This is a genomic window from Chromohalobacter canadensis (assembly GCF_034479555.1).
In the GTDB taxonomy this organism is placed as follows: Bacteria; Pseudomonadota; Gammaproteobacteria; order Pseudomonadales; family Halomonadaceae; genus Chromohalobacter; species Chromohalobacter canadensis.
Window position 1 is genome coordinate 2,327,445 of record NZ_CP140151.1, and the last position, 15,474, is coordinate 2,342,918.

Annotated in this window: 10 protein-coding genes and 2 pseudogenes; 10 read left to right on the top strand and 2 right to left on the bottom strand. The window is 50.5% G+C overall.

Features of this window, described 5'->3' with window-relative positions; genetic code table 11:
• Positions 1 to 84: 84 nt before the first annotated feature.
• From SR908_RS11075 to SR908_RS11105, 7 genes and pseudogenes are all read left to right on the top strand, one after another.
• Positions 85 to 2,070 (top strand): ATP-dependent nuclease, encoded by a 1,986-nt coding sequence (locus tag SR908_RS11075; RefSeq protein WP_246922247.1) that lies wholly within the window; start codon positions 85 to 87, stop codon positions 2,068 to 2,070.
• A complete protein-coding gene (locus SR908_RS11080) occupies positions 2,067 to 3,932 on the top strand; it encodes a UvrD-helicase domain-containing protein (protein WP_246922245.1) in 1,866 nt (621 codons plus the stop codon). The genes SR908_RS11075 and SR908_RS11080 overlap by 4 nt, the downstream gene beginning before the upstream one ends.
• A 256-nt stretch (positions 3,933 to 4,188) precedes the next feature.
• Positions 4,189 to 5,877 carry a hypothetical protein gene (locus SR908_RS11085; RefSeq protein WP_246922243.1) on the top strand — a complete coding sequence of 563 codons (1,689 nt, stop codon included), beginning with the start codon at positions 4,189 to 4,191 and terminating at the stop codon, positions 5,875 to 5,877.
• Positions 5,874 to 7,571 carry a hypothetical protein gene (locus SR908_RS11090; protein WP_246922240.1) on the top strand — a complete coding sequence of 566 codons (1,698 nt, stop codon included), beginning with the start codon at positions 5,874 to 5,876 and terminating at the stop codon, positions 7,569 to 7,571. The genes SR908_RS11085 and SR908_RS11090 overlap by 4 nt, the downstream gene beginning before the upstream one ends.
• A 261-nt stretch (positions 7,572 to 7,832) precedes the next feature.
• Positions 7,833 to 7,985 (top strand): hypothetical protein, encoded by a 153-nt coding sequence (locus SR908_RS11095; RefSeq protein WP_246922238.1) that lies wholly within the window; start codon positions 7,833 to 7,835, stop codon positions 7,983 to 7,985.
• A gap of 47 nt (positions 7,986 to 8,032) precedes the next feature.
• A complete protein-coding gene (locus tag SR908_RS11100) occupies positions 8,033 to 9,613 on the top strand; it encodes a hypothetical protein (RefSeq protein ID WP_246922236.1) in 1,581 nt (526 codons plus the stop codon).
• Positions 9,614 to 9,908: 295 nt separating this feature from the next.
• Positions 9,909 to 10,013 (top strand): annotated as a pseudogene (locus tag SR908_RS11105) (transposase); the annotation flags it as partial.
• Between the two features lie 293 nt (positions 10,014 to 10,306).
• Here the strand turns inward: SR908_RS11105 and SR908_RS11110 are convergent.
• On the bottom strand, positions 10,307 to 10,909 hold the full coding sequence (locus SR908_RS11110) for a cysteine hydrolase family protein (protein WP_246922234.1): 603 nt from the start codon (positions 10,907 to 10,909) through the stop codon (positions 10,307 to 10,309).
• Between the two features lie 169 nt (positions 10,910 to 11,078).
• Between SR908_RS11110 and SR908_RS11115 the strand changes: the two genes are divergently transcribed.
• The 3 genes and pseudogenes from SR908_RS11115 (at position 11,079) to SR908_RS11120 (ending at position 12,957) form a co-directional block, all read left to right on the top strand.
• Positions 11,079 to 12,068 (top strand): IS481 family transposase, encoded by a 990-nt coding sequence (locus SR908_RS11115; protein WP_322527350.1) that lies wholly within the window; start codon positions 11,079 to 11,081, stop codon positions 12,066 to 12,068.
• A 13-nt stretch (positions 12,069 to 12,081) separates the two neighbouring features.
• Positions 12,082 to 12,276, top strand: a pseudogene (locus tag SR908_RS16765) (helix-turn-helix domain-containing protein); the annotation flags it as partial.
• A gap of 36 nt (positions 12,277 to 12,312) precedes the next feature.
• Positions 12,313 to 12,957 (top strand): substrate-binding domain-containing protein, encoded by a 645-nt coding sequence (locus SR908_RS11120; RefSeq protein WP_322527351.1) that lies wholly within the window; start codon positions 12,313 to 12,315, stop codon positions 12,955 to 12,957.
• Positions 12,958 to 13,013: 56 nt separating this feature from the next.
• Here the strand turns inward: SR908_RS11120 and SR908_RS11125 are convergent, their stop codons facing one another.
• Positions 13,014 to 15,458 carry an AMP-binding protein gene (locus SR908_RS11125; RefSeq protein WP_246925998.1) on the bottom strand — a complete coding sequence of 815 codons (2,445 nt, stop codon included), beginning with the start codon at positions 15,456 to 15,458 and terminating at the stop codon, positions 13,014 to 13,016.
• Positions 15,459 to 15,474 lie beyond the last annotated feature (16 nt).

Consider the following 15,474-nt stretch of genomic DNA (forward strand, 5'->3'; position numbering starts at 1 on the left):
CTGATGAAAGCTACAAAATGTCGATATACATCCGTTTCTAGCATCGGAAGCTAAAGGCATCTCTTACAAAAAAGGTAATCAGGGATGAAAATAGAGAAGATAAAGCTACAGAATTTTCGTTGTTTCGGGCATGAGGAGGTCGAGCTAAACTTAGAGGAAGAGCTTACGACACTTGTTGGCGGAAACGGCTCCGGAAAGACTGCAGTGCTGCAAGCTGTGTCACGGTTGTTTGGTACATCATCAGCACAGCGATCGGTACAGCGTCGTGATTTCCACATATCTGTTGAACAGCAGGAACTTCAGTCCGGAGACAGCCTGTTTGTCGAAGCGGTACTTGCTTTCCCTGAACTGGCAGAGCAAGACAAGTCTCCTCTTGATGCTGTTCCAGAGTTCTTCAATCAGATGGCGGCTTCCGGTGCAGGAGAGCCCCTCAAGGCTCGGATACGTCTACAAGCTACATGGACGGATGACGGTACGCCGGAAGGGGCAATTGAAGAGGACATACGCTGGATAAGAGCTCTGGATAATAATTTTGAGTGGGATGACTGTTCCAGGGTCCAGGCCGTAGAGCGCTCTTCGATCCAGTTTATCTATTTACCGGCCAACCGTGATGCGACAACGCAGGTGACCGCACTTCTTAAGGGGCGGTTATGGCAGGCTGCCAAATGGTCGGCGGTATTCAGGGATGCAAGTTCTGATAATGCGGATCAGATCCAGAGCTGCTTCGAGGAGGAAGAACCATCGAAGGTTCTGCTGAAGCGTCTTTCGAAGCGGTGGCAACAGGTCCATGAAGCCGATACAGACAGTCAGCCGCGTTTAAGGCTCATCGAAAATCGTTTTGAAGAGCTTGTTCGTAAGGCTGAATTTACCTTTGCGCCTGATGAAGAAGGGCAGGAGCGTCGGTTGTCCGAGCTCAGTGATGGGCAGCGTTCTCTGTTTCATATTGCCCTTACAGCGGCAACGCTCGAAACCGAGCGGGAAGCTTTCGTTTTGCCTGCTGGTGACAGCTCATTTGAACAGGATAAGTTACGCCGTGTTCACCTAACGATCCTTGCCATCGAAGAGCCTGAAAATAGCCTTTCACCGTTCTTTTTGTCTCGTATCATCAGGCAATCGAGGGAGATAGGCGCACTGCCTTCCGCGCAGGTTCTGCTATCTAGCCATTCACCGGCGATTCTGAGCCGGATAGAGCCGAATGAAGTGAGATATCATCGTATGGATCGAGGCGCTCGATGCTCATCGATCCGCGAGCTGACCTTGCCGGAGGATGGTACTGAGGCAAATGTGTATGTCAGGCTGGCAGTAAAAGCATATCCTGAACTCTATTTTGCGCGATTCGTAATCCTGGGTGAGGGGGATTCAGAGCGCGTCGTTATTCCGAAAATAGCGGAAGATATGGGGGTGCCACTTGACCCGTCATTTGTTCCTGTCGTCCCGCTAGGAGGACGGTTTGTAGCGCATTTCTGGCGGCTGCTTAATGATCTTGAGATTCCACATGCCACATTGCTCGATCTTGATCTGGGGCGTAGGCATGGTGGGGCGAACACCATGAGAAGCTGCTTGAAGAACCTGGCCGCTATCGGAAATGACTTTCGGAATAATACTCAATATTTGCTTGGCAATGTCGTTCCTGAAGAGGCTGATCAGCTCACAGACCAAGACCTTCTTGGCGGAGATTTACAAGCAAACTGGCTTCAAGCTTTCTATGAGGAAGGTGTTTTTTTCTCCTATCCTATTGATCTCGATTTTGCCATGCTGGGCGCATTTCCGGAGGCATATCAGGAGCCTAACCCCGGTGGGCACGGCCCCATGGGGAGTGCAGAGGCAATTCAGGCTAGGAAGTGCACCACTCTGAAAACAGGTGGGAGTCCCGCTTTATACACTCATCATTATGATGACGCTTTTAAATGGTATCCGTATCTGTTCCTGAGCAGTAGCAAGCCCGAGACTCACCTATCGGCCCTTTCCCGTATTCCTGACGGCGATATTGCTAGGTTAGCACCTCATGAGCTTAGGAAGCTCATTGAGCATGTAAAACAGAAGCTTGAGCTGCCGGGAGAGGATGCATGACTCGCGTAAGCAAGGATGATTGGGTACCTCAGGGTGTTGGTGGTCTTGAAAGCAGAGCATGGGAAGCCTTACGTGAAACTGAAAGCAGCGTCCTCGTGACTGCTGGTGCCGGTGCCGGAAAAACAGAATTCCTGGCACAAAAGGCGACCTATCTTCTTCAGACAGGTATTTGTCCGGCCCCCAAACGCATTCTGGCCATCAGCTTCAAAAAGGATGCCGCCCGAAACCTTGCTGAGAGGGTTGCAAAACGTTGTCCGAGGGATCAGGCGCGGCGTTTTGATTCAATGACTTTTGATGCCTTTACCAAGGGGCTACTGGACCGGTTCCGTCCTACTATACCGGAGCCGTTCAATGCGCACGGCACGTATCAGATCGTTACTCCGTTTCGTAGGGATTATGACGATTTTCTTGAGCGTCACGGTTATCATGGCGTTAGTGCCCAGCGTCTTGAGAAAAGAGTGCAGCTGACAGACCTGCCAATTGACCAATCTAATGGCTCTGAACTACATCGCGCATTAGCAGATTACTGGCATGAACAATTTTTCGGGGGCGGCGAGATATCCCTGTCCTTCCCGATGATAAACAGGCTTGTAAAACTGCTGCTGCAGGAAAATTCATATATCCGCCGGGCCTTGCAGGCAACATATTCCATCGTCTTTCTTGATGAATACCAAGATACTACCTATGCCCAGTATGACATGCTGCAAACGGCGTTCGATGGTAGTGATGCTATTTTTACAGCAGTCGGCGATGATAAGCAGCGCATTATGGGATGGGCGGGAGCCATGAACGATGCGTTCGCTCAGTTTGAAAACGACTTTGGTGCTAGGCGCATATCACTGCTCTCAAACTGGCGATCACATGAGGATCTGGTTCGTATTCAGCACGAGATAGCCCGCCGGATAGACGACAATGTGGAAGAGGTGCAGGCACAAGGGATTCGTGAAATAGAAGGAGAAATTTCTGCTATCTGGCAATTCCGGAGCACAGATGACGAGAACAATTATCTGGCTAAATGGGTGAGCCGTGAGGTGCAGTCAGGGCGTGTCGAGCCACATGATGTTGCGATTTTGATCAGGATGCGGGCAGATCAGGTTGAGGGTGAGGTAGCTCCTGCTTTTGCTGCACGAGGTCTCTGGATCAGAAATGCGGCCCGGTCAGTCGGTGAAATTCAGATACAGGATCTTCTTGGGGAAGAGCTGACTGGTATATTCGTTCCTTTGCTTCGCCTAGGAGCAACGGACCGAAGTCCAGAAAACTGGGCATTGGCTCAGCAGAACTATCTGTTTCTAGAGGCTGCCGATCCGGATAACGATCTTACGCAGGAGCGGTTGCTGGTTAAGCTTGAAGCTTTCGTCCGTCACTTAAGGGCAGAGCTGGCGCGTCGCCAGCCTGATCCGGATTCGGCGGAAGCGATTGCAGAGGTGCTTCTTGAGTTTGTCAGTCCCCCGGCGCTGCGGCAATCCTTTGCCGCTTATCAGCGGGAAAGGGACTTTGAAAGGGTCTGGAGTGGATTTGTCACGCTCCTGAAAGAGTGCGCAGAACATAGCAGTAGCTGGACGGAAGCTCTGGATGAGTTTGAGGGCATTGGACAAGTCGCTCTGATGACCGTCCATAAAAGCAAAGGTCTTGAGTTCCACACCATGATATTTTACGGGCTCGATAATCAGACTTGGTGGAGCCTTACTCCGCAACGGGGTGAAGAGCTAAACACCTTTTTTGTTGCCTTTACCAGAGCAAAGCAGCGTGCATTCTTCTCCCAGTGTGTTGAACGAGGGCGTGCTATTGGCTGGATACAGCAATTACTGGCCCCGGCGGGAGTCGAAACCATAGACGGTACGACCATATTGGGTGCCACCTGAGCATAGCCAAGATAATGCTCTCCCGCTCCATGCAATAGAAGTTTCATGTCTCCTTTGGGCCGTTGCTTTCTGCCAATTCGGGCAGAGAGTATCGGCTCAAGCCTGAGCTGGTATATTTTAGCCGCTAAAATTTCTCCTCAGTCTTAGAGGAGTTTCATCGACTTTGAGGACCTTGTAAGCTCTTTTGGAAACAAAGAATCCAATGGGTGGGCCAATGGCAACAGAGGAGACACCGGTAGACGAGACGGAATTGGCTATGCAGCTCCGCACACGCGGCTTGGTTCGTACTATTGCGGATCGAGAGTTCCGGCGTCTAGACGATAACCGCTCTGCGTTGGTCGCCACGCTCGCGGCCATATTGAACGCTACCGATGCGCCACCAATTGATCTCCATGTCGAAGATGCGCTGGCAGAGCTGGAGGGACGGCGCTTCTTCCTCGTCCAGCATGTTCTATGCGACCTGATACCTCTTCTGAATGTAGATCAGGAGGTCCTTCTTGCCTTCATCACGCGCTTGCTGGATACAGGCGGCAACGATCTGGATACTGGCGCCCTGAGTACCGCTTTTGGGGAATGGACGAAGAAAGACGTAGCCAGATCTTCCAAGGTTTACGAATCAGCACGTACCGGCAATAACCGCGCTCTGCGTCAACTATCCACGGTTCTCCTAATGAACGCTGATGTCGAGGAAGGCCTAATTTTTGCGCAAGCTCACGATCGGGAAGCGAAGCTCGCAGCCATCTCGGCTTTGGGTGCCATGGAATTGGGTGAACGCTACCGTGAGGTACTCGACACACTAACCCAAGAAGCGTCCAGCGACGATGAGGATACCGCCCTTCGGTCCCTCGAAGCGGGCTACCGCGCTGCTGCAAAGCGAAAAGTATGCGCACCAGCCAGTTTCGACGAACAACTCGAACGTGTCCTTCAGACGCAGAGCCCATCTGCGATTCACTTGGCGGCAGATCTCCTGTGGCGTTATCGAGAAGGCCTCACAGAGAACGTCATAGACCTGTGTCTCTATACCGTTGCAGATGTTGGCCCAGACGATATTGTAACCATCTCGCACATTGATCATGCCTCATACCAACTTGTGAGGGATGGGCGCGCTGAACCGGTGATCCGACTACTTAGTGAATTGATCGATCGTTCAAAGGGACAGATTACGCTAGGTGCGTTCCAGAGTGCGTATCACGCGCTGACGCATGCAGGCGCTGAGGTGCTTGGTAGTGCGGTTGTGTACTGGCTGCTCAATGGAGGAGTACACACTCGTAAATGCGTGGCGAATGAAGTGTGCAGTGTTGGGAAAGAGGATCCGCCCTTCTCAATCCCTACGTCGTCTCTGCCACCAACCCCATCAGACCAGCTGTTTCTCTGTCGCAAGGCTGTCGGATGGTTCTTTATCGATCCGCTGGCAGCGGTCGCCATACCATTAGCGGTACTTCGCGATGGATCGCCGGATATCGCCAGTGACGTCCTCAATCTGATCTATGATCCCCTGCTCCTGAGCTATGGTGGCAATTTGAAGAGCTACCTTGAACACTACGTTGAAGACGGCGGAGCCAACGGCTCAGGTATTACTGAACTGCTCGCACGAAAGGCTGAATTTCAGGATGCGATGGAGGGTATTGAACGTTTGGTTGAACTGCACCCCAGCGAAATGCAGCGTGAGGTAGAGCGTGCTCAGTGGAACGAGAGGATGGAACGAGGCATGGAGCAGGAAAGTCGGAGATCTATATTTGAGGATATCTTCTCCAAGCAATACATCCTTTATGGCCGCTCTTCGCTGACGCCGATTCATACTGGTGAGGGCGCCACGCATCTCACCGAGATTGAGATGAAATCGTTCTCGGTCTCGTCCGAGTTGCCTCTCCTCAATATTGTTGACCCGGTCGGCCTCGACCAAATGCTTGTCCATTTCAAGCTTGAGCCGAGAGAACAACGATGAAACTTGTCGTGACACACTACCTGCGCTCGTTGCGCGAGCGCGACGAACTTGACGCTATTTTGCCTGACCTTCTGGCCGAGAGTGGATTCGAAGTTCTAACCCGGCCACGTCGTGGCACACGGCAAGCCGGTGTCGACGTCGCTGCAGTCGGCCCCAACCCTGATCGCAATGGCGCTCGAAGTCTGTTCCTGTTCACAATCAAGTCCGGCGATTTGACACGAGAGCATTGGGATACTGGTCAGCAGGCCGTGCGGCCGTCGCTGCACGAGGTTCTGGATGACTACATCCCGAATCGCATCCCACCCCACCTTACGGATCTGCCTATCGTCATTTGTGTCTGCATGGGTGGCGAAATGCGCGAGGATGTTCGTGCCCAGTGGAGCGGCTTCTGCCGGACGAACGAGAAGGACAACGTTTACTTCGCCGAGTGGAATGGAGATCGCCTCGCGGATCTGATTCTAAGCGGCATGTTACGGGCAGAGTTAATCGAGAGCGAGAACCGGGGAGTGTTTCAGAAGGCGCTAGCGATGCTTGATCAGCCCGACGTCGCTTATCGGCATTTCCGTGACTTGCTCGATGCCATCTTCACTAAGCCGAAGAACCAGACAGAGCGGACACGCCAGCTACGCAAAGCCTACTTGTGCCTTTGGATACTCTTCGTATGGGCTCGCGACGCTGGTAACCTCGAGGCAGCGTATCGAGCATCTGAACTGGTGCTGCTACGTAGCTGGCCATACTGCGATGATACCCGTCTGTGCAAGGGACCGACGCAACAGGAGCGGCTGGCTCATTTCGATCAGGTCTTACAACTTCATATCATCATCGCCAACCTTCTTCTCGTCGAGAAAATTGGGCCGTTCGCCGATAAGCGCTACGCGCTTTCAATGGCCGTAAATTCACGCAACGCGGTCGACATCAATATCGCGTTGTTCGAGACGTTGGGGAAGTTGTCTCTCCATGGACTATGGCTGGAGGCCATTAGTGCCTCGCAGGACGAGGCGGTTGCGCAGGCAATGAGTGAAGGGGCGGATAAGGTGCTTAACATAGCGATCGGGATGCTGAACGCGAACCCGGCACTTGCCGTCCCCGTTCGCGACGATTTTACGATCGAACTGGCTTTGTTTATGCGTCTTGCAGACGTGCGCGGCCGACTTTCCAACGTCGCCGACTACATCCGTGGCATGTCCGATCACCTGTGCAACGGACTCATGAGTAGGCAGCACTATCCGACGCCGAAGACAGATTATCGAGACGTCCTAGCTCATTCCAGAGACGGTAGCGATGCATACTTCGAAGAGCATACGCGCGCGGGGATTCTTTACACCTTCGTACTCGCTTGGCTTGCGATGATCGGAGATCAGGAACGCGCAGAGCGCTTGCGTAGCACGTTGTTAGAAAACGCTCCGCACATGACGCACCAAATCTGGGTTCCTGATGGACGAACGGATGAAGTTTTCTGGGATGGTGATCAAGATCACGGGTTGTCGGTACCAGGTCTGCCACTCAATGACTCACTAGAGGCCGTTTTTAGTCTAATCAATCGCGTGATGGAAGAGCATCCACTGGAGGAGCAGGTTAGCGCTGTTCGAACTCGGCTGACCCCAATCCTCCTCACGGCCTGCCGTCACTATCGTATGCCAGTGCCACCGCACGTTTGGCAAGGTCAGGATCGCTCCGCACCGGACGCCGAGTAGGTTATCGCCACGGAGCAAGCTATTTCCAAGAAGTCCTCGGTTCGCCTTGATTCAGTATAGAAGGCTTAAGCGCGGCGCTGAATCGCATGCCATCGGCCGCACGGAAGGCATGACGTATGACTAGGTGTATGGGCCCTAGTCATCGTGGTTGGTAGTGGTTGCATGTCCGGCCATTTAAAAACGTGTCGCCAACTTTGACCTAGCCGGGGCCACACAGGGGCGATAGCCTGACTCCTGCAACACACTCACAGGAGATTACTTATGGCAAGCCAAAAGACCCGCGCGCAACTGAATGATCGTGCCGATACACTGAACCGCAATAAAGGCACAACTGGTCAAAACATCAAGAATGCCAAATCCAATGGGAACCGCGGCAAGCAAATTAAAGAGAGTCGCACCTCTAACAGGAAATAACAGCAATGGGGACAGGGAAGTCCCTTGGAACCTCGGAAAGTGATGCCATGACTCGATACGCTCTACCTACCCTTGGTGATGTGGTGAAAATTTTGTTCGACATCACCGGGGTACTGCCGCGAACCAGAGAAAATCAAAAGGAGCCAAACGGCTTTGCCGAAGAATACAAGAAAACCATTCAGACCCGCCTTCAGCGATTGACGAAGGAGAAAGGCGAGCTACAGGACAATGTTGAGAAGTTATTTACCCTGTTGGCGGAGTGCCTTGAACCCTATATCCGTTGTCCGGTACGGGAGCGTCAGCTGACAGGCCTGATCAATGATTTGTATGGCCTATATGCGTCTCTGGTTACAACCCAAGGTACTTTCATGAGCAAGCGTGACTCTATCAGGTTCTTACTGGTGACTTACCTGGCTGATGAGGGCACGCGATCCTTGACGAGGGGGTGGTTGAAATATTTGGGCTTCGTCGTTCAACCCATCCGGCCGTCGGATCCCTTCTGGTTCCTGCCAACCACAAAAGCTGGGCGCCAAGTATCGCCACTTAGCAAGGTGCTTTACTGGGCCTATGAATCCTGCGGTCAAACCTTGGTGAACTTCCATAGACAACCCAACTCCGAAAGACAAGACCCCAAAACCAACGAGTGGAAAAACGAGAAAACGGCTAGGAACTGGCATCAACGCGGGCACATCCCTTCTTTGGGGAACTTGCTGCAGAACCTGAAAGAGTCGTTCGAAGTGCAGGAGGCTGTCGGCAACCCGATCGACAAGCCGTTGCAAGATGCCATTATTACCCATGCGGCCCTTGCTAGAATGGCAACCATGGCTACTTCTCTTATTACCCAAGCGTATGGCCAGGACTTTCTGGACGAACTCTGCGAGCAGACCCGTTTATATGCCAGTTGGATGAACGAGGAGCTTGAAGGGTTCTATCGGGAGTATGAGGCACAGCTAGGCCTGATCGGCCCCGGCCCAGATCATGATGCCCAAGTGCTATTGGGGCTGAAGATGGCACCTAATTTTTGGGCTTTCTTTGAGGCAAAACGCCAAAGCGCCGCGGAAGTTTTACGACATCATGCAAGTCCAGCAGGCGAACCTGATCCATTAATTGTGAATTGGAACGAGAGTAGATATGGCTCTTATGTGGCACAAGTGCCTGTGGATATTGTGTCTCGCTGGCGCCAACCTCCTCCCATAGGTATTGTGCCTCTGATCAAGCGTGGCCTATCGAAGCGCAAGGATCCCGAGCTCAGCCCGGCGGTCATTGATGCGCTTGAGGAGGACATGAGCCAGGCGGAGGTGGCTGAGCGACTCACCTGGCTTCTGCACTGGTTGCGGGGTGTTGTCTTTTATCGCGCCGAAGACTATGCGTATGCTGCGACTCACTACCAGCAAGCGTTCGATGCTGCCAAGTACACAGCCGGTGAGTACCAGTACCTGCTCGTGAACCAATATATCGAAGTGATGGCAAAGACTCGCCAATGGCGGCTATTCAAGAAAGGCGTTCTTTGGGCCTGCTATCTCGGTGTATCGGTTCGCTGGCTTCGTGAAGACAAGCCCACCACAGACAACCTGAAAGGGGTCTACGAGCTTATGGGGATGAAGCAGATTAATTACCCTGCTCTATGAAAAGGAGATCTGAACACATGGCCGGGCAGGTGGGAATGAATATTCCCTCAACTGCAGCCAAAGAAGAGCAAAACACGCCAAGGTGCTGTAGGTGTAACCCCGCCGAAGGGTGATCCGTGCACAGTGCTTGTCTGTCTAATCGTTACTGCTCTCATCCTTTTTCTTCCAGCGCTTGGACCAGTTTAGGTTGCATGACATATTCATAATTACTATTGGGGTTGGTGACCATTGAATCGCCCCGTGCTTCATAGACACCTCCAGGCCTTATACTGAAGACCCCATGAGTCACCAGTGATATACCACAGAATTCAAGATTGAAGCCGTCAAGCAGGTGACGAAGCGAGGCCATCCCGTCACGGAGGTGGCCGTCCGGTTAGTCGTGTCCGGGTACAGTCTCTATCAGTGTCAACGGCAATGAAGGTTGTCCGCACTACGGAGATGGCTGTTCGCCGGCAAAAGGCACCTGTGAGCCCGCTGAGAGTCGCCAGTAAATACTCTTCAACAAGCTGACGTAGCAGGCTTTTGGATTCTCCGAGTTTTCTGGGCCGACCGCCTTGAGGCAATAGATCTTTCCCTTGTAAAAGTAATTTTTATCAATGACTTATTTCTATAAACTATACCTAATGCAACCCAGGTCAGTATGTGGTAAATTTAAAAGGCCTATTAGAAATAGGCCTTTTTTAATGAACAGGATCAAGCTGTAAGCTCTTTTGTTGAGACTATTGTTGCGAATCGATCCTTGAGTGCAGCCATTGCAGCGTCGTGCAAGAGCTCAGAAGGAATAATCGAACCATTATGGCTTGGGAGTTCTCTCGTAGCGCAGGCGTCATGACAAACAAAATTTTTGAACCCCAGGTCAAGGGATGCTCTAACACTTGCGCTTACGCACATATGACTCATAAATCCAGCAAAAACTATCTGCTGTTTATTGGTTAGAAGCAATAACTCCTTGAGGGGGGTGTTATGAAAAGAGTTCGGGTGTGTTTTTTCGATGACTTTCTCATCCGAAAAGGGGGCGAGGGGGCTCAGGATCGAAACTTTGTCGGTAAGCGGATCAAAGATCTTGCCGTTAGGTTTTCCATGTTGAACAACATGGAAAACAGGCGCTCCTTCTTGCCGGGCCTTATCAAGCAAAAGCTTAGCATTTTGAAGAGCCTCTTCGCCGGTAGTTTTCAGGGGCAATGCCCCATCCAGATACTCATTCTGATAATCAATCAGGACGAGCGCACATTTCTTCCAGTCAGCGACTTCATTTGGGGCACCAGCCATGTCAAGCAAGGTCATTGGTAAAGTCATTTTACGCTATCCATAGTTAAAAGGAACGCTAAATATGAACAATTCTGACCTGGAGGTAAATTTAAAATTATGTGTAGCTGTAGGGTCCCGGATGATCAGATGAGCTATAGAAGTTATCCTTTGCTGGCCGCCAAGGAGCTTCTTCACCAGTTCATCCGGGAGCAAGGATATGGACATCAAGCTACATAAACAGGCGACCACCACTCCGAAGATCCGGGCCGAGATCCAGGCAGCGCCTTCCAGCATCAGCGACAGCGAGCTAGCACGCCAGTACGGCGTCGCCGTCTCGACCATCCGGCGCTGGCGGTACCGTGACGATGTCCAGGACCGACCGCACACGCGTCACAACCTGCTGGCCACGCTCACTTCCGAACAGGAAGAGGTGCTGATCGCGGCGCGCGAATTCCTGCGCCTCGGCCTGGATGATCTGCTCGTCGTGGCGCGTGAGTTCCTCAATCCTGGCTTGTCGCGTTCTGGTCTGCATCGCATGCTCAAGCGGCGCGAGGTGCCGACACTGGCAGAGCTGTCTAGACGGGACGCGGGCGACGATGAGAAACCCCGGCACAAGCCCTTCAAAGATTATGAGCCGGGCTACGTGCACATCGACATCAAGCACCTGCCCCGGATGCCCGATGAGGAGCAAAAACGCTACCTGTACGTCGCCATCGATCGCGCCACGCGCTGGGTCCATCTGGAGGTGAGACGCAGCCAGTCCGCGAAGGATGCGCGGGCGTTCATGAAGCGGGTGGAGGAGAAGGCTCCCTTCCAGGTCCAGACGGTACTGACCGACAACGGCAAGTCATTCACCGATCGCTTCACGCGGGCGGGGGAGCGCAAGCCCAGCGGGAATCACCCGTTTGACCAAGAGTGCCAGGCCCTTGGTATCGAGCACCGTCTGATCAAGCCGGGAAGACCGCAGACAAACGGCATGGTGGAGCGCTTCAACGGCCGTATCAGCGATGTGCTGGCGACTCGGCGCTATACCTCAGGCGAGGACCTGGAGCAGACGCTCAAACGCTACACCTGGCTGTACAATCACCACATCCCGCAGAAGGCGCTGCACCATCAATCACCGATTGCGATGATGAAGGAATGGCAGACCAAGCGTCCTGAGTTATTTACCAAGCGGGTAGTCAATCACACGGGACCCGACATGTAGCTCACAAACAGTTTTGAAGAAGATAAAGCAAAGGCTAAATTGGGATGACCTACGTTTCTTCTATGCGCTTGCAGATAGTGAATCAATGACCTCAGCAGCTAAAAAGCTGAATGTTAGTTATATGACTGTGTCTAGAAGGCTAGAAAAATTGGAAGAGACACTTCATAAGGAGTTATTTGTAAGGAATTCTGAGGGGTTTGTTCTAACAAAGCATGGCCGAAAGCTATATGAGAAGGTGCAGGCTATGCACGATACAGCTGAACAGCTTGTGGAGGATCTTAGTACAGAAGATGTGATACAAAAGAAAATAAGAATCTCAACAATACAGTCGTTAGCTTATCAAATAGTCGCTCCAGGGTTGAGAAGTTTGCAGGAGAAATACAGTAACCTGGTCTACGATATTCAAGTGACAGATCGCAATATCAGTATTCCAAAGCGAGAAGCCGATATAGCAATACGCCTGAGTGATACACAAGCAGATGAAGAAAATACTTTTAAGTTGAAGTTGGGAAGAGTAAATTATTATCTTTGTGGGACAGAGCTCGTGATTCGTGCGATGAATGCGGGGGAGACTGTTTCTGCGATAACATTTAATGAAGAAATGTGGCAGCTGCAGGAAGTAAAACATTTGTTGAAAACAGTTGGGCTGGAAAAAATTGGTTTTCAGTCAAATTCATCTGTGGTTCAACGGTCAGCTGCGATCGCGGGATACGGAGTGGTATTGTTGCCGGACTTTATGATCGAAAATACAGAGCTTTGTAAATCATCTGAAGCCCCTGAATTTTCTAAAGACATCTGGTTGGTCACTAAGAAACAAAGCTATGAGCTCACTGCTGTAAGGTTGGTAATTGAGGAGCTGGTGAGTGCTTTTGAGAAACACAGTCAATGAACTATAACATAAACGGTCTGGCAACTCGGAGAGGGCCAGACCGTGCTAGCCAAAATTTAATAAGCCAGTCTTGTCTTGTTCCTGAAGTTGAACCAACCTCGAGCATACATGTTGTTTGCTATCAGGGACAGGATCACCAGCGCAGATCCAAATACCTCTTCAGGAACAATGCTATCACCGCTGAAAAACGCTATCGCAAATGCAGTAATTGGAACCAGATTGATGAACAACACTCCATTCACTGGCCCAACGGTCTTGATGCCATGATTCCAAGAAAATACAGCCACTACCCCAGCGAATACTACCAAATAACTTAGCTCCAGAATATTTCCTACAAGAATAGAAGCGGAGGGTATTTGAGTCACGCCTGCCATATTGGTAAGTAAGCAGATGCCCCCTATGGTAATGCTGCCGAGTCCTGCCGAAATGGCCGTATAGCGTAGCGAGGAGAAACCTTCTATATATGATGCGCCGATTGTATAAGTAACCCAGCAAAAAGCACCCAGCAAAATTACCAAGTTAGGTAGTAGGGCTCCTCCTGCCAATGATGTAATGCTGCCTTTACTAACTACAAGGACAACACCGAGAAGAGCAAAAAAGATACTTCCAAATGTGAAGTTTGAAGGCTTCTGTTTTTTTAGTACCCAAATCATGATCACTGAGATAAGAGGCATGAGGGCCATGATAATCGCTCCATGCTGTGGTTTGGTATGTGCCAGTCCAGCAAAAGCTAATATACTGAAGCCAGCAAATCCGAGGGATCCGAATACATAAAGTTTGAAAACCTGACGGCCGGGGTTGAGTGCTGAGATGCCTTCTTTTGCTGCCAGTAGTATCAGCAGGATCAAGGATGCAATACCATATCTGATCAGACTGATATGTACAGCGTCCATCGATAATAATGCATTTTTTGCAATAGGGAACATTCCGCCCCATGATAAAGTTGTTAGCAAAAGACATAGAATGCCCGCTATCATCCCGGGGCGTTTGAGGTCGTTGCTGATATAAGGGCCATCAGTCAGCATGTTTTTCAGTTCCTCCATCCTGACTTTTCCTGAGGGGGAATAGGGGATCTTTTCGAGAAACTGCATTTTGCTGCATTTCATCTTGTTTTTTTTGATTTCCCTTTTAGCAAAGTCATATATTTTAGACTTCATCCCGTCAGTATGATCAGAAGCTACTATTCCACATATGACCTTACTGTTATTAGTGTCAGTCGGCACTATTGCTAAATCCCTGACCCCGGGGTGTTTGCTGATCGCGTTTTCTGTTTCATAAATCTTCAAGCCTTTAGCATTTTGTGCTCGGTTCATGAGGAATAGTAGTCCGCCTTGTATATATCCGGTTTCAGCAGTCAGTAAATATTTATCTCCAACATATTCAACAGTATCATGTGGTATGCTGTGATACTCATCCATGTTCATGTAGCTCGAAACTGCAACGCGACCGATCTCACCGTCAGTGAGCTTACGGTCCTGTTCGTCAAGGATGAGAAGCTTGTTACCATCATATGGTTTTCCCACACTAGTGGGCTGTTTCATGATATCGTGAGGTTCGGCGATAGTATTAACACCGGTTTCGGTAGTACCATAATACTCGTAGACTACTGGGCCAAGGATGTGCAGAGCATCTAGCTTTAGCTTTATAGGGAAGTTTTTTCCTCCGACAAGCAAAAATCGCAGTGAATTTTGCTTAAAGATATGCTCCTGACCGTTGGCATGAGAGATGACCTCTAAAAGCAGTGGCGGTGTCATAGAGCTGGCTGTAATTTTCTCGCTTTTTATTAGCCGTACCATATCCTTCGTATCATGTGGCTTAGCAATGATGACCGTTGCGCCCAAGCTCATAAAAAGTCTGGCCCAACCATTTCCAGCAGCATGGTACATGGGCATAGCCAGCATATATTTATCTTCGGAACTGAACCCGTATCGACTTTTGAAATAATTGAAACGCCTGGCATCAAAGGAAGCATAACGAACTGCGGCTTTGGGAGGTCCTGAGGTGCCGGAAGTGAATGATATGGCCTTGAATGTTCTCTGGCCTATATCAGGCTCGGTAGTAGAGTCAAGCTCTTCCAGTCGAGAATAATGAGTTGCTGCCTTGAGGCCATTATCAAGGTCAATGATTGGGGCAAGATCGATAATGCTTCGAATGTCAATTCCTTCTTCAAGGAAGAACGAAGAGGATATAACGATCAAGCCGCAATCTGAAACATCGAGCATGTGCTTGATGTTCTCCGGTTTCTGGGTGTAATCAATACCGACAAATGGTATTTTCAATGTGGCCGCAGCTGCAGCAAGGATGAAAAGCTCGCTCCTGTTTGGTGAAATGTAGCAAATGCTTCTAATTTTATAAATATTAAAAGTGTTGTGCATGTTTCTAAACATTATTTCTACCTTATCATGGTATTCCTGCCATGTAAGGCTATGTTGTTGATCAGCGATAGCTTCCCTATCGGTGCGGCAGGAAGCAAACTCTTTGATTAAGTTTAGCGGTATCATATCTCACTCCATTTGT